This is a genomic window from Amycolatopsis sp. FBCC-B4732, from assembly GCF_023008405.1.
GTDB classification, from domain to species: Bacteria; Actinomycetota; Actinomycetes; order Mycobacteriales; family Pseudonocardiaceae; genus Amycolatopsis; species Amycolatopsis pretoriensis_A.
On the sequence record NZ_CP095376.1, the window covers coordinates 3,290,646 to 3,307,327 of the forward strand.

Sequence of the window (16,682 nt, forward strand, 5' to 3'; positions counted from 1 at the left end):
TTCCTCTCCCCTTCGAGGTGTCCCGTGAGCCAGCCCGCATCCCCGCTTCCAGAGCGCGGCCCGTCCGGCCGCCGCACGGCCAAGGGCTCGCTCAGCTCGACCGCCGCCAAGCGCGTCGAACGGCCCGCGCCCCTGCGGCAGGTCGTCTACGAAGCCCTCGCCGAGCTGATCATCAACCGCACCCTCGAACCCGGGCAGCACCTGGTCGAAGCCGACCTGGCGGAGTACCTGGGCGTCAGCAGGCAGCCCGTCCGCGAAGCCCTGCAGCGGTTGCAGAGCGAGGGCTGGGTGGACCTCCGCCCGGCGCAGGGTGCGTTCGTGCACCTGCCGACCGACGAGGAGGCCGACCAGCTGCTGAGCGTCCGCAGCGTGCTGGAGACGCACTCCGCGAAGCTCGCCGCCGGCAACGCGACCCCGCAGGACGTCCGGCGCCTGTGGGACCTGCAGCAGGTCGGCGTCCAGGCCCTGCACGCCGACGACACCGAAGGCCTGGTCGCGGCCAACGCCGCCCTCCACGCGTTCATCACGCAGCTGTCGGGGAACGCCGTGCTGGCGGAACTGATCGGCCTGGTCGACCGCCGGGTCCGCTGGTACTACACGCCGATCGCCCGGCCCCGCGGCCGCGACGCGTGGAACGAGCACGACGAGCTGATCCACGCGATCTCCGACGGGGACACCGAAGCCGCGGAGCAGATCATGGCCAAGCACACCGAACGGACGCGCCAGGCCTACCACGAACGCCCGGAGGCTCCCCGGTCCTGATGGCCGCGGGACCGGGGAGCGAACCGGGTGCTCAGCCGCTGGCGGCGGCTGAAGGCCGCGCCACCAGCTCGGTTTCGGCGAGCTGGTGGCGCGGCCGGCCGGGCTGGCGCAGGAAGAGGGTCAGCACCGCCGAAAGGAGCGCGATGCACCCGGCGAGGACGTACGCACCCGTGTAGCCCCACGCGCTGATGACGCCCGCGGCGAGTCCGCCGCCGCCGACGCCGCCCACGAGCTTCGCGCTGTAGACCAGGCCGTAGTTCGACGCGTTGTTGTTCTCGCCGAAGTAGTCCGGCACGAGCGCCGCGAACAGCGGGTAGAACGCCCCGCCGCCGAACCCGGTCAGGAACGCGAACACCATGAACAAGAACAGGTTGTGCGTGTTCCCGGCGTACAGCACGCCGAACTGCGCGCCGGCCGCGATGACCAGCACCACGGAGAGCGTCTGCCGCCGCCCCATCTTGTCCGACGCCCAGCCGACGACCGCGCGGCCGGTGCCGTTCACGATCGCCAGCACGCCGGCCGAGGAAGCCGCGACGAACGCGCCGAAGTGGCTTTCCCTCGCGAAGGGCACCTGGAAGTTGATACCGAACAGCGAGACCCCGCCGATGATCACCAGGCACACCCACATCAGCGGGAGCATGCCGGTCCGGATCGCCTCGACCGGGGTGAACTGCCGGACCGCCGGCGGGTTCTTGGCGAGGCTCTTCACCCCGGACTTGTTCTTCGCCCAGGTGAGCGGGTCGATCTCCTTCGGCCACCAGCTCTTCGGCGGGTCCTTGAACAGGAACCCGCAGACGCCGACGACGATCAGCATGTAGAGACCGATCCCGTCCAGCACCCCGGTGACGTTCTCGTGCCCGAGGAACGCGCTGAACAGGTAGATGAACGGCACCGAACCGTAGGCGAAGCCGCCGTTGACGAACCCGGTCCGCGCGCCGCGCTTCTCCGGGTACCACTTGCCGACCATGTTGATGCAGGTCGCGTACACGAGCCCGGCGCCGGTGCCGCCGAGCACCGAGTAGCCGATGAACGCCACCGTCAGGTTCCCGCTGTGCGCGATGGTGAAGTAGCCGATGCCGCTGCACACCGCGCCGGCCAGCATGGCCGTCTTCGCCGAGACGATGTTCTTCTCCCGGAGCCGTCCGGCCGGGAACGCCACCCCGGCCTGGAACACCGCCCAGATGCTCGCCAGCCAGAACGCGTCCGACAGCGTCCAGCCGTACTTCTCCTCCAGGGTGCCTTCGACTGCCCCCCAGCCGTACTCGAACACGCTGACCGCCATCATGGCGATCCAGGGCAGCCAGACCATGAAGCCCCGGGAGCGCCCCATGATGTCGTGCGGTGACTCCCCTATCCGGTAGGTTCTGCCGTTCTCGTCAACTATCTCCCGGTAAGTGGCTGCAGTCATGAAAGTTCTCCTTCGTCATCGTCGACTCAGGTTCGAAAGCAGGCCCGCGGCCCGTGCCCAGCGGTACTTCGCGCCGAGCACCGCCACCGGCTTCTCGGTCGTGTACGGATACGCCACGATGCCGCGGTCGTACAGATGATCGCTCGCCTCCTCGACTTCGACGTCCCCCGACAGCGACGCGACGACGGGCTTGTGGATGCCCTTCGCCCGGTACTCCCCGACCACTTCGGACACCAGTTCGGCGAACACCATCGGCGGGGTGACGATGGTGTGCCAGTAGCCGAGGATCAACGCGTGGATCCGGTCGTCCGCCAGGCCCAGCGCGATCGTGTCGCGGTAGGTCGAGGGCGGTTCGCCGCCGGTGATGTCCACCGGGTTGCCCGCGGCGCCGAACGGCGGGATGAACTCGCGGAACGCCGTGTCGAGGTCCGGCGGGATCGTCATCAGCTGCAGCCCGTTGTCGACGCAGGCGTCCGACAGCAGCACGCCCGAACCGCCGGCCCCGGTGATGATGACGACGTTCTCGCCCTTCGGCGTCGGCAGCAGCGGGATGCCGCGGGCGTACTCGAGCATGTCGTTGAGGCCGGGCGCCCGCACCACGCCGCTCTGGCGCAGGATGTCGTCGTAGACCTTGTCGTCGCCGGCCAGCGCGCCGGTGTGCGAACTGGCCGCCTTGGCGCCTTCCGACGTCCGGCCGGCCTTGAGCACGACGACCGGCTTGCGGCGCGAGACCCGCTTCGCCGTCTCCGCGAACGCCCGCCCGTCCTTGAGGTCCTCCAGGTGCATGGCGATGAGCTCGGTGTTCTCGTCGTGCTCGAAGAACGTGAGCAGGTCGTCCTCGTCGATGTCGGCCTTGTTGCCCACGCCGACGATCGAGGAGACGCCCATCTTCGCCGAGCGGCTGAAGCCGAGGATCGCCATCCCGATGCCGCCGCTCTGGGATGACAGCGCCACACCGCCCTTGACGTCGTACGGGGTGCAGAACGTCGCCGACAGGTTCTCCGGCGTGTAGTAGTAACCGTAGATGTTGGGACCGAGGACGCGCACGCCGTGCTTGCGCGCGATCGCGACGACCTGGTCCTGCAGCTCGATGTTGCCGGTCTCGCCGAAGCCGGACGGGATGAGGATCGCGCCGGCGACACCTTTCTTGCCGGCTTCTTCCAGCGCCGCGGGGACGAACTTGGCCGGGATGGCGAAGACCGCGACGTCGACGTCGCCGGGTACGTCGGCGATGCCGGCGTAGGCCTTGCGGTCGAGGATCTCGGCGGCCTTCGGGTTGATCGGGTGGATCTCCCCCGCGTAGCCGCCGCCGACCAGGTTCTTCATCACCGAGTTGCCGATCTTCCCGGCCTCGGCGGACGCGCCGATCACCGCGATCGACGCCGGCTTCATGATCCGGGTCATCGACGCCAGGATCTCCTCCTGGGTGAACCGCTGCGGCTCCTTCGCCGCGTCCGGGTCGACCAGGATGCGGACGTCGACCGCGGTCGCCCCGCGCGCGGTGGCCAGCACCGGGTTGAGGTCCACTTCGGACAGCTGGGGGAAGTCGGTGACGAGCTCGCCGAGCCCGGTGATCACGGCGGCGAGGGCGGCACGGTCGACAGGATCCGAACCGCGCACGCCCCGCAGGATCTCGGCCGCTTGGATACCGTCGACCATCGACAGCGCTTCCTCGGCCGTCGTCGGCGCGAGCCGGAAGGTGACGTCCTTGAGCACCTCCACCAGCACGCCGCCGAGGCCGAACGCGACGACCTTCCCGAAGGTCCGGTCGGTGACCGAGCCGACGATCACCTCCTGGCCCTCGGTGAGCATCTGCTGCACCTGGACGCCGACGATCCGCGCGCCGGCGTCGTACGCCTTCGCGTTCTCGACGATCTTCTCGAAACCCGCCTTCACCGCTTCGGCGTCCTGCAGGCCGACGAGCACCCCGCCGGCCTCGGTCTTGTGCAGGATGTCCGGGGAGACGATCTTGAGCACCACCGGCAGCCCGATCTCCTCGGCTTGCGAGACGGCTTCGGCCGCCGTAGCCGCCAGCCGCTCGGCCGGGGTCGGGATACCGTATGCGTCGCAGACCGCACGCCCCTCGGGCGCGGTCAGCGCGGACCGCCCTTCGGCCGCCACCTGGTCGAGGATCTTTTCGACCGCCACGCGATCCGCCACTCAGATCACCCCCGCGGCGCGGAACTTCTCGAGCTCCGCTTCGCCGTAACCGAGCTCCGCCAGCACCTCGACGTTGTGCTCGCCGAGCAGCGGCGACCGTTCGATCTCGACCGGCGAGTCGGACAGCTTCAGCGGGCAGCCGACGGTCTTGAAGGCGCCGCGTTCCGGGTGCGGCACCTCGACGACCGAGCCGAGCTCGGCCAGCGTCTCGTCCTCGATCAGCTCCTTAGTGGACAGGATCGGGCCGCACGGGATGTTGCAGGCGTTGAGCTTCTCCATCACCTCCCACTTGCTGTGCTTCTCGGTCCACTCCTCGACGAGCGCGAACATCTTGTCCAGTTTGGACAGCCGGACCTCGGGGGTGGCCCACGCCGGGTCCTCGGCCAGCTCGCCCTTGCCGATCAGCCGGGCGAGCGGGGCCCAGCCGGGCGGCTGGACGATCACGTAGATGTAGTCGTTCGGGCCGCCGGGCGCGCACTTCACCGCCCAGCCGGGCTGGCCGCCGCCGGAAGCGTTGCCCGAGCGCGGGACCTCGTCACCGAAGTTCTCGTTCGGGTACTCCCCGAGCGGCCCGTGGGTGAGCCGCTGCTGGTCGCGCAGCTTGACCCGGCACAGGTTGAGCACGGCGTCCTGCATGGCGACCTGGACGCGCTGGCCGCGGCCGGTGGAGGTCCGCTGGTACAGCGCGGCGAGGATGGCGGCCACCAGGTGGATGCCGGTGCCGGAGTCGCCGATCTGCGCGCCGGTCGCGGTCGGCGGGCCCGCTTCGAAGCCGGTGGTGCTCATCGCGCCGCCCATGGCCTGCGCGATCACCTCGTAGGCCTTGAAGTTGGCGTAGCGGCCGGGTCCGAACCCCTTGATGGAGGCGTAGACCAGCCGCGGGTTGAGCGAGGACAGCTTCGCCCACGGGTAGCCGAACCGGTCGACGACGCCGGGGCCGAAGTTCTCGACCAGGACGTCCACCCCGGACACGAGCTTCTCGAAGATCTCCTTGCCCTCGTCGCTTTTCATGTTGAGCGTGATGCTGCGCTTGTTGGCGTTCAGCATCGTGAAGTAGAGGCTGTCCACCCCGGGCAGGTCGCGCAGCTGCCCGCGGGTGATGTCGCCGCGGCCGGGGGTTTCGAGCTTGATCACGTCCGCGCCGAGCCAGGCGAGCAGCTGCGTCGACGACGGACCGGACTGCACGTGCGTCATGTCGAGGACGCGCACGCCCTCCAGTGCCTTACCCATGCCTTGGCCTCCGCTCACTTGTACATGGTCTGGTTCATGGTTCCGGGGGCGTACACGTCGGGATCGACCCAGACGTTGATCAGCGACGGCTTGCCGGACTCCCGCGCCCGCAGCAGCGCCGGCCCGATGTCGGCGGGGTCGCGGACCTCTTCGCCGTGGCCGCCCAGCATCCGGGCGAACTCGTCGTAGCGGACGTCGCCGAGGGTGTTGCCGACGCGCTCGCGCCCCACGCCGTACTTCGCGGCCTGGCCGTAGCGGATCTGGTTCATCGACGAGTTGTTGCCGACGATCCCGACGAACGGCAGGTCGAACCGCACGAGCGTTTCGAAGTCCCAGCCGGTGAGGCTGAAGGCGCCGTCCCCGAACAGGGCGACCACCTCCTTGTCCGGGCGGGCGTGCTTGGCGGCCAGGACGAAGGGGATGCCGACGCCGAGCGTCCCGAGTGGACCGGGGTCCATCCAGTGCCCGGGCGACTTCGGCTGGACGACCTGGCCGGAGAAGGTGACGATGTCGCCGCCGTCGCCGATGTAGATCGAGTCCTCGGTGAGGAACTCGTTGATCTCGTGGACGAGCCGGTACGGGTGGATCGGGCTCGCGTCGGAGTGCTGCAGCGGCAGCCGCTTCCGCTTCGCCTTGTCTTCCACGGCGTGCAGTTCTTCGAGCCACGCCTTGCGGCCGGCGGCGCCGTTGTCGGTGCGGCCGGACGCGGCCTCGGCCACCGCGGCCAGCACCTGGCCGGCGTCGCCGACGATGCCGAGGTCGACGTCGCGGTTCTTGCCGACCGTGCGGTAGTCCAGGTCGATCTGGACGACGGTGGCGTCCTTCGAAAGCCGCTTCCCGTAGCCCATCCGGAAGTCGAACGGGGTGCCGACGATGATGATGACGTCGGCGTTGTCGAAGGCGTACCGGCGGGACAACTGGAAGTGGTGCGGGTCGCCCGGGGGCAGCGTGCCGCGGCCGGCGCCGTTCATGTACGCCGGGATGTTCAGCGTGCGCACGAGGCCGGTCGCCGGGCCGGTCGCCCGCGTGGTCCAGACCTGGCTGCCGAGCAGGATGGCCGGCTTCTTGGCGTGCACCAGCAGGTCCGCGAGCTTCTCGATGTCGGCGGGGTCGCCGGCGTTCTTCGTCGACGCGCGGTAGCGGCCCGCTTCGGGGATCCGGGCCTGGTCGAGCGGCACCCGCGCGTCGAGGACGTCGCGCGGGATCTCGAGGAACGACGGGCCCGGCGCACCGGCGTAGGCCTCGCGGAAGGCCATCGAGACGAGGTCGGCGACGCGGGCGGTGTGCGGCACGGTCGCGGCGAACTTGGTGATCGGCGCCATCATGTCCACGTGCGGGAGGTCCTGCAGGGACCCCATCTTGTGCTGGGTCAGCGCACCCTGGCCGCCGATGAGCAGCATCGGGCTTTCCGCGCGCAGCGCGTTCGCGACCCCGGTGACGGCGTCGGTGGTGCCCGGACCGGCGGTGACGACCGCGCAGCCGGGCTTGCCGGTGATCCGCGCGTAGCCGTCCGCGGCGTGCGCGGCGACCTGCTCGTGCCGGACGTCGATGACCTCGATGCCTTCGTCGACGCAGCCGTCGTAGATGTCGATGATGTGGCCGCCGCACAGCGTGAAGATCGTGTCGACCCCTTCGGCCTTCAGGGCTTTCGCCACCAGGTGCCCGCCGGAGATTTCGGCCGGCGCGGGCTCGGCGCCGTTCGTCGCACGGGCACTCTCCCCCGCGGTCGTGCCGGTCGTGGTCAGCGCCATCGCTCAACTCCTCTGGTCCGCCACCGGATCTCTCTTGTCCGGCGGTCCGTTTCCGGGTCCGCTCGCGCCGCTGCCGGCGTCCTTCGAGGTCAGCGGCCTCTTCGCGGCAGACTGTAGATTGCATACCGTATGGGGTAGGCATATAGTCACCTCTCAAGCAGCCCGTGTCCAGGGCTATCCGCAGGGTTTTTCCCGGGCCTCGATCCCGCCCCCGCGGACCGTCACCGCACGCCCGGACACGGCGGACCTCCTTGCCCTGCCCCGCCGTGGAAAGGAAGCCCCCGCATGGATCTCTTCGAACACGAAGCCCGCGATCTCTTCGAGAAGCACGGCGTCCCCGTCCCCCGCGGCCGCGTCGTCGCCGAGCCGGCCGAAGCCCGGTCCGCGGCCGCGGCCATCGGCGGATCCGTCGTCGTCAAGGCCCAGGTGAAGACCGGCGGCCGCGGCAAGGCGGGCGGCGTCCGCGTGGTGCACACAGCCGACGACGCCGAGCAGGCCGCCGACGACATCCTCGGGATGGACATCAAGGGCCACACCGTCCACCGCGTCCTCGTCACCGAAGCCGGTGAGATCGCCGAGGAGTACTACGTCTCCTTCCTGCTCGACCGCGCCGGGCGGACGTTCCTGGCGATGGCGTCCGTGCACGGCGGGATGGAGATCGAAGAGGTGGCCGCCACCGACCCCGCGGCACTCCGGCGCGTCCCGGTCGACCCGCTGACCGGCGTCGACGCGGCCGAGGTCGCGGCCGCGTTCCCCGCCGACGTCCGGGCCGAAGTGGCCGGGGTCGTGGAGAAGCTGTGGGCGGTGTTCGTCGCCGAGGACTGCACGCTGGTCGAAGTCAACCCGCTGGCCAGGACGTCGGCCGGGATCGTCGCGCTGGACGGGAAGATCACCCTGGACGACAACGCGGACTTCCGGCGCTCCGATTCGTTCGACGACTCCGCGGACGGCGATCCCCTCGAACGGGAGGCGCACGCGAAGGGCCTCAACTACGTCAAGCTGGACGGCGACATCGGCGTGATCGGCAACGGCGCCGGCCTGGTCATGTCCACATTGGACGTCGTCGCCTCGGCCGCGGCGGAGGCGGGCGCGCGCGGCCCGGCGAACTTCCTCGACATCGGCGGCGGCGCCTCGGCCGAAGTCATGGTCAACGGGCTGACCGTGATCCTCGGCGACCCGCAGGTCCGCAGCGTGTTCGTCAACGTCTTCGGCGGGATCACCGCGTGCGACGCCGTCGCGACCGGGATCGTGCGCTCGCTGGAGGTCCTGGGTTCGCGCGCGACCAAGCCGCTGGTGGTGCGGCTCGACGGGAACAACGTCACCGAAGGCAGGCGGATCCTCGCCGACGCCGCCCATCCCCTGGTCACCGTGGTGGCCACCATGGACGACGCCGCCCGCGAGGCGGCGAAGCTCGCGATCGCGGAGGTCTGACCCGTGGCCATCTTCCTGGACGAGACCAGCCGGATCGTCGTCTCCGGTATCACCGGCTCCGAAGGCGCCAAGCACACCCGGCGGATGCTGGCCGCCGGGACGAACGTCGTCGGCGGGGTGAACCCGCGCAAGGCCGGGCAGACGGTGGAGCTCGCCGGCCGTTCGCTGCCGGTGTTCGGCAGCGTCGCGGAGTCGATGGCTTCGGCCGCCGCCGACGTGTGCGTGCTGTTCGTGCCGCCGCCGTTCGTCGCCGGCGCGGTGATCGAAGCGGTGGACGCCGGCATCGGCCTCGCGGTGGTGATCACCGAAGGCGTCCCGGTGCACGACTCCGCGCGGTTGTGGGCACACGCCGTCGCCGCGGGCGGGCGGACGCGGATCATCGGCCCGAACTGCCCGGGCATCATCTCCCCCGGCCGCTCCAACGCGGGCATCATCCCGGCCGACATCACCGGCCGGGGCCGGATCGGCCTGGTGTCGAAGTCCGGCACGCTGACCTACCAGCTCATGCACGAGCTGCGCGACGTCGGCTTCTCGACGTGCGTCGGCATCGGCGGCGACCCGATCATCGGGACGACGCACATCGACGCGGTCGAAGCGTTCGAAAAGGACCCGGAGACCGACGTCATCGTCCTGATCGGCGAAATCGGCGGCGACGCGGAGGAACGGGCGGCGGACTTCGTGAAGGCGAACGTGGCGAAGCCGGTGGTCGGCTACGTCGCGGGATTCACCGCCCCCGAAGGCAAGACGATGGGCCACGCGGGCGCGATCGTCTCCGGCTCGTCAGGCACGGCGGCGGCGAAGAAGACAGCGCTGGAGGCGGCCGGCATCCGCGTGGGCCGGACCCCGAGCGAGACGGCAGCGCTGGTCCGCGAGGTGCTGTGATGGACCTCCGCCAGCTGGCGGTGGCGGTGGCGGTCGCCGAGGAGGGCGGTTTCACGGCGGCGGCCCAGCGTCTGCGGACGGTGCAGTCGACGGTGTCCACTGTGGTGCGCGCGCTGGAGCGGGACCTGGGCACGCCGCTGTTCCACCGGACAACGCACCGGGTGGTTTTGACGCCCGCCGGCGAGGCTTTCGTGCCCGCCGCGCGGGCGGCGCTGGAGGCGGCGGAGCGAGCCCGCGCGGCGGTCTCCCCGCTGGGCGGGTGCGTACGGGTGGGGATGTGCCCCGGCTTGCTGGCGGACCTGCACCGGCTACTGGCGAAGCTGCGGCACGCGCACCCGGGTTTGGGGGTGGAGGTCCGCCAGCTGCCGCCCGGGGAGGCGAGGTGCGCGGTGGCGGAGTCCACAGTGGACCTGCTGCTGACCGCGCTACCCGGCCCGCTGGGCACGGCACCAGCCGGCGAACCGGCCGGCTCCGGGAGCCACCGCGCCTTCTCCGGCCCGCTCGGCACGGTGGCGGATGCCACCTCCAGCGCGCCGCCTCCAGCCAACGGCAGCGCAACCTCCGGCAAGCCCGCCCCCGCGGTCTCCGACACCCCCGGCGCCGCGCCGGCCGGCCGCCGCGGTGCCGGGCTCGTCACCACCGCGCTCCCGGCCGAAGAGCTCGTTCTCGCCACCGCTCCCGGCGGGGCACGCTCCGCTCACGCGGACGTCTCCGGCCTCACGCTCGTCGGCTTCCCGCTCGGCTGGGCGATCCGCGAAGCCGTCGACCGCGCGTTCCCCGGCCGGCGGCCGCCCCTGGAAGTCGACGATCTCGCCGCCGCCGCGAGGATCGTGCAGGCCGGGCTCGCCGCCTGCGTCCTGCCCGTCTCCGTCGTCACCCGGTTTCCCGAGCTCACCGTCCGGCGGTTCGACCGGCCTCCCCCGTGGCAGCTCGCCGCCGTGCACCGGTCACCCGAAGACGCCGCGGTCGGGGCGGTGCTCGGTCAGCTCGGCTGAAGGCCCAGGCGGTCCGGTCGGGTGTAGACGTTCATCGACGTCCCCCGCAGGAACCCCACCAGCGTCAGCCCCAGCTCCGCGGCCAGGTCCACGGCCAGCGACGACGGTGCCGAAACCGCGGCCAGCAACGGGATTCCCGCCATCACCGCCTTCTGCACCAGCTCGAACGACGCCCGGCCGCTCACCATCAGCGCCGTGCCCGGGAGGGGCAGCTTGCCGTCGCGGGTGGCCCAGCCGACGACCTTGTCCACCGCGTTGTGCCGGCCGACGTCCTCGCGCAGGCACAGCAGCTCGCCGTTGCCGTCGAACAAGCCCGCCGCGTGGAGGCCACCCGTGCGGTCGAAGACCCGTTGTGCCGCGCGGAGTTCGTCCGGAAAGGCGGCCAGCGTCGCCGGGTCCGTCGTGAACGGGTCCGCGGCGACCGGCCACGGCACCGTCGTGCGGACGGCGTCCAGGCTCGCCTTGCCGCAGAGGCCGCACGACGACGTCGTGTAGAAGGTGCGCTCGACCGACGCGTCCGGCGGTGCTACGCCGTCGGCGAGTGTCACGTCGAGGACGTTGTAGGTGTTGCCGCCGTCGGCCGTCGCGCCGGCGCAGTAGCGGATCGCCCGGATGTCGGTGGCCGCGCGGACCACGCCTTCGCCGACGAGGAAGCCCGCGGCGAGGTCGAAGTCGTCGCCCGGCGTGCGCATCGTGATCGACAGGGCCTTGCCGCCGACCCGGATTTCGAGGGGTTCCTCGACGGTGAGCGTGTCCGGCCGGGTGGTGTGCGCGCCGTCGCGGACGCGTACCACCGGGCGCCTGCTGGTCATCCGCCCCACGTCAGGCCGCCGGCAGCAACGACTCGGGGCGGCCCGGCTGGGTCAGCCGCCCGGACAGCACCCCGGCCGCGAGGCTCAGCACACCGGCCACGGCGAACGCGCCGGCAAACCCGTGCGACGCCACGACGAGCGCGGCCAGCCCGGTCCCGACCACCGCGCCGACCGCCTTCGCGCTGTAAAGTATCCCGAAGTTCTGCGCGACCGACTCCTCGCCGAAGTACTCGCGCACCAGGCCGACGAGCAGCGTGTAGCAGCACCCGTTGCCGAGGCCGGCGAGCGCGGCACCCAGCAGCAGGCCGACGGCGTGCCGGTGCTCGCCCGAGGAGAACAGCACGAACTGCGCGAGCCCGCCCGCGACGAGCGCGAAGCGCAGGATCCGGTGGCGGCCGAGCCGGTCGGCGAGCCGTCCGACGAGGACACGCCCACTGCCCGTCGCCGTGGCGAGCAACGCAACCGCGGCCCCGGCGAGCCCGGGCCCGCTGCGTTCGGCGACGAACGTCGCCAGGTAAGCCAGATCGAACAACAGCACCGCGGCGGCGAGCACGACCACGAGGTACAGCGTCCGTGTCGTCGCGCACCGGAGGAGCTCCGCCGGCCGGTAGTGCCGGACGGCCGGCCGCCGGTTGTGCGCCCGGTCCAATGCCCAGGCACGCGGTTCCGGAGTGGCGGGCCACCAGTGCCGCGGCGGGTAGCGCAGCACCGCGCCGCAGCCGGCGATCACGACGAGCACGAGAGCGGCGGACACGTCCAAGAGCACTGCTCTCGCTTCCGGCAACGCTGCGGCGAGGACGACGAACGGCACACTGCCGAAGGCGAACGCCCCGCTCACGACGCCCGCGCGCGAGCCGGTGCGGTCCGGGAACCACGCGAGCACCGCGCCGATGCACGTGGCGTACACCAGACCGGTGCCGAGCCCGCCGAGCACGGAGTAGCCGAGGAACACGGTGAGCAGGCTGCTCGCGTGGCCGAGCGTCACGAGCCCGGCGGCGCACAGCACCGCGCCGGCGGCCATCGCGGCCGGCGCGGGGAACACCCCGCGGTCACGCAGCCACGCCGCCGGGAACGCCACCCCGGCCTGGCAGATCGCCCAGACGGCGAAGGACAGCGCGATCCCGCCGAACGTCCAGCCGTGCGCCCGGCCCAGCGCCGGGACGATCGCGCCGAAGCCGTACTGCTGCACCCCGGCGGCGAGCATGGCCGCGGCGGCCAGCCAGGTGATCCACGTCCGGGGCCTGCCGAGCAGCTCCCGGTCGGACTCCCCGACGCGGTAGCGCCGGCCGTAGACGTCTCGGAGCTCGCGGATCTCGGCCATGGCGACCGCCTCCTCGCAGACTGCAGATTGTATGCAGTATGCGGTAGGCTGCGGTTCGAGGCAAGAAGGCGGCCCGGTGGCCATCGAGGGAGGAGGCGGCCACCGGGCCGGTGCTCCGCCGCGGTACCGGCCGCGCGGAGCACTGCCAGTCTGGCCATCGAAGGCACCGTCGACAAGCTTTGACACCCGTCGAACCGCGTCCGGCGTCCACAACGAACACCTACGGACGCACAAAAGCGCCCCGAAGTGACGTCGGGTGCGGCATTCGCACTCGACGGCACTTCGGGGCGCTCGGGCCGGAATCCCTGGGGCGGGCCGGGCGGTGCGCACGCACCGCGACGAACCCGTTACCCGTCAGGAAGTTTCGCCGCTCCGGTTCAAGACTTCTTGCGCGGGGCTCGCTTGCGCGCCGGCTTGACGTCGACGGGCTCGGCCGCCGCGGCCTGGTCGGCCTCGAAGCCCGCGATGATCTCGCTGGAAAGGCGGCCGCGCTCGGCGACCTCGTAGCCGTTGGCCTGCGCCCACTCGCGGATCTGCCGGTTGCGCTCACGGTCGGTCCCCGAGCCGCCGCCCGAGCCGGACAGCGACTGACCGGTCGCGAGGCGCACCTTGCGGCCGCCGATGCGACGCGCGGCGCCGACGTAGCGCGCGAGTTCGTCCCGCAGCGCGGAGGCGTTGTCCTCGGACAGGTCGATTTCGTAGGTCACGCCGTCGAGACTGAAGGGGACGGTCTGCGAAGCCTCGCTCCCGTCGAGGTCGTCCACCATCTGGACCTGCACCCGTTGCGCCATGGTTCGTCGTTCCTCATCTTCTCCAGAACACGGTCGGACAGACCCTAACCTGTCGAATCACGTCCGGCACGCGCGACACCCGTCAAGCGTCCACAATGGCCGCCCGGGCGAGCGGGTCGCCCGCGTCCAGAGTGACCGCAACGGCGCCGGAATGGGCCGCGCCTTGGCCGAAAATCAATTTCGTGATAGGCTCGAAATCAAATCGGTACCGTGACGGCGTGACCAACCCCGAGTTTCCCGGTAATGCGAGCCGCACCGCCTTCACCGCGGCTGCCGCGCGGGCGGCACATTTGCTCGACGACACCGAACCCTACATCTTCGCGAGCTCCTTCGCCGCTCCTCTGCTCGGCGAGCACGCGGAGGAACTCTTGGCGTACCACCGGCTCCACGGCACTCACCCGGTCCTCTGCGGTGCCCGCGCCGAGGCGGTGCGCCGCCGACGGTTCACCGAAGAGCAGCTCTCCCATTCCGGTATAGACCAGTATCCGATTTTGGGCGCCGGTCACGATTCGTTCGCGTATCGGGCCGTCTCCGGACGTTTCCGGGTGTTCGAGGTCCACCACCCGGCGACACAGGTGGTCGAACGGGAACTGCTCGCCGCCGCCGGGTCGCCGAACGGCTCGTCCAGAGTGGACTGGACCTGTTTCGCCCCGTGTCCGCGAGCTGGCTCGGCGTCACCACGGACCTGGCACGAGGCGATTGCCGCCACATTGACGGATCCAAGCGGTTTCGCACCGGGATCGGAAATCGTGGCGGATCACCTGGTTCCCGCGGAACTGCGCGACGCGACCGGAAACAGTTGCGCGGAAGCGGTGTGCTGCCGCGGCGGACGACCGGGTCGCTCAGTCGGGCAGCATCGGTACTTCGAGGTCGTCGGGCCGGCCGAGCAGGACCGCGCGCGTCACCGCCGCCTTGCCGAACCTGTCGCGCACCGCGTCCAGTGCCGTGTCCAGCTCCGTCGCTCGCTGGCGCTCGAAGGGCAGGGTCAGCTGGAACGGGTCGTCGTCGGCCAGGTTGGACAACGCGGCGCCCAGCAGCGTGATCCCGCGGTCGGCGATCAACGGCAGCGCGGCGACGAGCAATTCGCGCGCCGCCGTGAGCAGCACGCCGGTGCCGGCCGTCGGCTCGGTCAGCGTGTGCGAACGAGTGGCCCGCTCGAAGTCGGCGAAGCGCAGGCGGATCGTCACCGTCCGGCAGACGCGGTGGGCGGCCCTCAAGCGGCGGGCGATGCGGTCGATCAGGGCCACCAGCACCACGTCGAGCTCGGCCGGGGTCCGTCTGGCGCGGCCCAGGGACCGCTGGGCGCCGATCGAGCGGCGGCGGACGCCCACCTCGACGCGGCGGGGGTCGCGGTTGTGGGCCAGGGCGTGCAGGTGGCGGCCGGGGCCCCGGCCGAGCAAGCCGTCGAGGTCCACCTGCTCGGACGTCGCGAGCTCGCCGACCGTCCGGATCCCGCGTGCGTGCAGCTTCTCCGTCGTGACCTTGCCGACGCCCCACAGCGCCGAAACCGGCAGCGGATGCAGGAACTCCAGCTCGCCGTCGTGCGGCACCACCAGCAGGCCGTCCGGTTTCGCCACCCGGCTGGCGACCTTGGCCAGGAACTTCGTGCGCGCCACCCCGACCGTGATCGGCAGCCCGGCCCGCTCGGCGACCGCGACGCGCAGCCGTTCGGCGATGTGGCTCGGCCGTCCGCCGATCCTCGCCAGGCCGCTGACGTCGAGGAACGCTTCGTCGATCGAGATGCCCTCCACCCACGGCGTCGTGTCGTGGAAGACCTCGAACACCGCGCGGCTGGCGGCCAGGTACGCCGACATCCGCGGTGGCACGACGACCGCCTGCGGGCACAGCCTGCGGGCCTGCGCGCCGCCCATCGCGGTGCGGACGCCGTAGGCCTTGGCCTCGTAACTCGCCGCCAGCACGACCCCGCCGCCGACGATCACCGGGCGTCCTTTCAACGCCGGATCGTCGCGCTGCTCGACCGACGCGTAGAACGAGTCGAGATCGGCGTGCAGGATGGGCCCCTCGTCGGTCATAGAACATATGTTCGCATAACCGAGCGCCGAAGTCCGCTCACCCGTCCGTCGCGAGTGGCGTGCCGCCGGTCGACACTGAGCGCTTTTCCGGTTGTCCGGCGTCCGTGGCCGCGCTCACACTCGAAGCATCGAACGACCCGACCCTGGGGGCTCCATGACCGAGAAGTGCCGGTGCGGCGACCACCACGCGTGGGCCGCGCCCAACCCCGAAGACCGGCCCGCCGCCGCGCGGCAGCCGCTGCTGGCTTCGACTCTGGCGCGCGAAGACCGCGTGGAGGACGACGGCGGGCTCGACCCGACCGACCGCGTCACCTGCCGGACGCACCGCCGCTGGCTGCACGAATGCGTGTCGTCGCCGGTGCACACGAACCCGGCGATCGGCTACCGCTGGTGCCGCCGCTGCGACCACCAGGCGCTGGTCGCGGTGGACGAGCTGGCCGGCGAGGTGACCATCCGCTGCGGGCTCTGCGGGCACGTCCCGCGCAGCCGCGCCAACGAAGAGCTGGTCCAGCTGTGCATGCGCAGCCTCGCACTGGCCCGCGCGGGCCGGTTCCCGGCGGCCGCCGTCGCCTGACTGCCATGATGCGGGGGTGCCCGAACCCGGAACCACCGCACTGGTGATCCTGCTGCCCGCCGCCGAGCCGGTGCTGGCAGCGGCCCGCCGCGTCGACCCCGCCCTGGTCCGCCCCGGCCTGCCCGCCCACGTGACGGCGCTCTACCCCTTCCTGCCGGCTGCCGAAGTGAGCGACGCCGTCCTCGACGCGGTCCGCGCGCTCGCCGCGACGTTCTCGCCGACCGAAGTGCCGCTCACGGAGTTCGTCACGGCACCCGGTTTCGCCGCGATCCCGGCGCCCGCGCTCCAGCCGGTCACCGACGCCGTCTGCGCGCGCTGGCCCGAAGTCCGGCCGTACGGCGGGCGGTTCGGTCCCCGCCCGGGCGCCCACGTGACGGTGGCGATGGGTGGCGAGGCGGACGTCCTCGAGCGGGTGGCCGCCGAGGTCCGGCCGCTGCTTCCGCTGACGGATCAGGCGGCGGAACTGCAGCTCGTCGCGCTCACCGACCGGGGCTGGGAACCGCGGCTGTCCGCGCGCTTCGGCGGCTGAGCG

The 16,682-nt window shown here is 71.5% G+C and carries 14 protein-coding genes and 1 pseudogene; 7 read left to right on the forward strand and 8 right to left on the reverse strand.

All coding sequences use genetic code 11. The annotated features are described in order from the left end of the window. The first annotated feature begins 24 nt into the window (after positions 1 to 24). On the forward strand, positions 25 to 762 hold the full coding sequence (locus MUY14_RS14155; protein ID WP_281506294.1) for a GntR family transcriptional regulator: 738 nt from the start codon (positions 25 to 27) through the stop codon (positions 760 to 762). 31 nt (positions 763 to 793) lie between these two features. Here the strand turns inward: MUY14_RS14155 and MUY14_RS14160 are convergent, their stop codons facing one another. From MUY14_RS14160 to MUY14_RS14175, 4 genes are read right to left on the reverse strand one after another with little or no spacing between them, the layout of a single operon-like run. Continuing rightward, complete coding sequence (locus tag MUY14_RS14160) at positions 794 to 2,170, reverse strand: OFA family MFS transporter (protein ID WP_247023453.1); 1,377 nt, start codon at positions 2,168 to 2,170, stop codon at positions 794 to 796. 15 nt (positions 2,171 to 2,185) lie between these two features. Then, positions 2,186 to 4,330: an acetate--CoA ligase family protein gene (locus MUY14_RS14165; RefSeq protein WP_247023454.1), complete on the reverse strand. Its 2,145-nt coding sequence runs from the start codon at positions 4,328 to 4,330 to the stop codon at positions 2,186 to 2,188. Beyond that, positions 4,331 to 5,560 carry a formyl-CoA transferase gene (gene frc / locus MUY14_RS14170; RefSeq protein ID WP_247023455.1) on the reverse strand — a complete coding sequence of 410 codons (1,230 nt, stop codon included), beginning with the start codon at positions 5,558 to 5,560 and terminating at the stop codon, positions 4,331 to 4,333. A 14-nt stretch (positions 5,561 to 5,574) separates the two neighbouring features. Next, on the reverse strand, positions 5,575 to 7,311 hold the full coding sequence (locus MUY14_RS14175; RefSeq protein ID WP_247023456.1) for a thiamine pyrophosphate-binding protein: 1,737 nt from the start codon (positions 7,309 to 7,311) through the stop codon (positions 5,575 to 5,577). 285 nt (positions 7,312 to 7,596) lie between these two features. Between MUY14_RS14175 and sucC the strand changes: the two genes are divergently transcribed. From sucC to MUY14_RS14190, 3 genes are read left to right on the forward strand one after another with little or no spacing between them, the layout of a single operon-like run. Beyond that, positions 7,597 to 8,742, forward strand: coding sequence for an ADP-forming succinate--CoA ligase subunit beta (gene sucC, locus MUY14_RS14180; RefSeq protein WP_247023457.1), 1,146 nt, complete (start codon positions 7,597 to 7,599; stop codon positions 8,740 to 8,742). 3 nt (positions 8,743 to 8,745) lie between these two features. Then, positions 8,746 to 9,624, forward strand: a complete 879-nt coding sequence (sucD, locus tag MUY14_RS14185; protein WP_247023458.1) for a succinate--CoA ligase subunit alpha — start codon at positions 8,746 to 8,748, stop codon at positions 9,622 to 9,624. Continuing rightward, positions 9,624 to 10,619, forward strand: a complete 996-nt coding sequence (locus MUY14_RS14190) for a LysR family transcriptional regulator (protein WP_247023459.1) — start codon at positions 9,624 to 9,626, stop codon at positions 10,617 to 10,619. Before sucD ends, MUY14_RS14190 begins: the two co-directional genes overlap by 1 nt. On the opposite strand, the gene fdhD is transcribed toward MUY14_RS14190, so the two are convergent. The 3 genes from fdhD to MUY14_RS14205 all read right to left on the reverse strand — a co-directional run bounded on the left by fdhD (position 10,607) and on the right by MUY14_RS14205 (position 13,543). Beyond that, positions 10,607 to 11,440: a formate dehydrogenase accessory sulfurtransferase FdhD gene (fdhD, locus tag MUY14_RS14195; protein WP_247023460.1), complete on the reverse strand. Its 834-nt coding sequence runs from the start codon at positions 11,438 to 11,440 to the stop codon at positions 10,607 to 10,609. The genes MUY14_RS14190 and fdhD overlap by 13 nt on opposite strands. A 1-nt stretch (position 11,441) precedes the next feature. Next, on the reverse strand, positions 11,442 to 12,752 hold the full coding sequence (locus tag MUY14_RS14200) for an OFA family MFS transporter (RefSeq protein WP_247023461.1): 1,311 nt from the start codon (positions 12,750 to 12,752) through the stop codon (positions 11,442 to 11,444). A gap of 377 nt (positions 12,753 to 13,129) precedes the next feature. After that, positions 13,130 to 13,543 (reverse strand): Lsr2 family protein, encoded by a 414-nt coding sequence (locus MUY14_RS14205; protein ID WP_247023462.1) that lies wholly within the window; start codon positions 13,541 to 13,543, stop codon positions 13,130 to 13,132. A gap of 95 nt (positions 13,544 to 13,638) precedes the next feature. Here MUY14_RS14205 and MUY14_RS47285 point away from each other — a divergent pair. Continuing rightward, positions 13,639 to 14,097 (forward strand): annotated as a pseudogene (locus MUY14_RS47285) (class I SAM-dependent methyltransferase); the annotation flags it as partial. A 288-nt stretch (positions 14,098 to 14,385) separates the two neighbouring features. On the opposite strand, the gene dinB reads toward MUY14_RS47285, so the two are convergent. Then, entirely contained in the window at positions 14,386 to 15,576 is a 1,191-nt protein-coding gene (dinB, locus tag MUY14_RS14215; protein ID WP_247023464.1) for a DNA polymerase IV, read from the reverse strand. 154 nt (positions 15,577 to 15,730) lie between these two features. Here dinB and MUY14_RS14220 point away from each other — a divergent pair, with 154 nt between their 5' ends. Next, positions 15,731 to 16,150: a hypothetical protein gene (locus MUY14_RS14220; RefSeq protein ID WP_247023465.1), complete on the forward strand. Its 420-nt coding sequence runs from the start codon at positions 15,731 to 15,733 to the stop codon at positions 16,148 to 16,150. A 16-nt stretch (positions 16,151 to 16,166) separates the two neighbouring features. Continuing rightward, positions 16,167 to 16,679, forward strand: coding sequence for a 2'-5' RNA ligase family protein (locus tag MUY14_RS14225; protein WP_247023466.1), 513 nt, complete (start codon positions 16,167 to 16,169; stop codon positions 16,677 to 16,679). Positions 16,680 to 16,682: the final 3 nt, after the last annotated feature.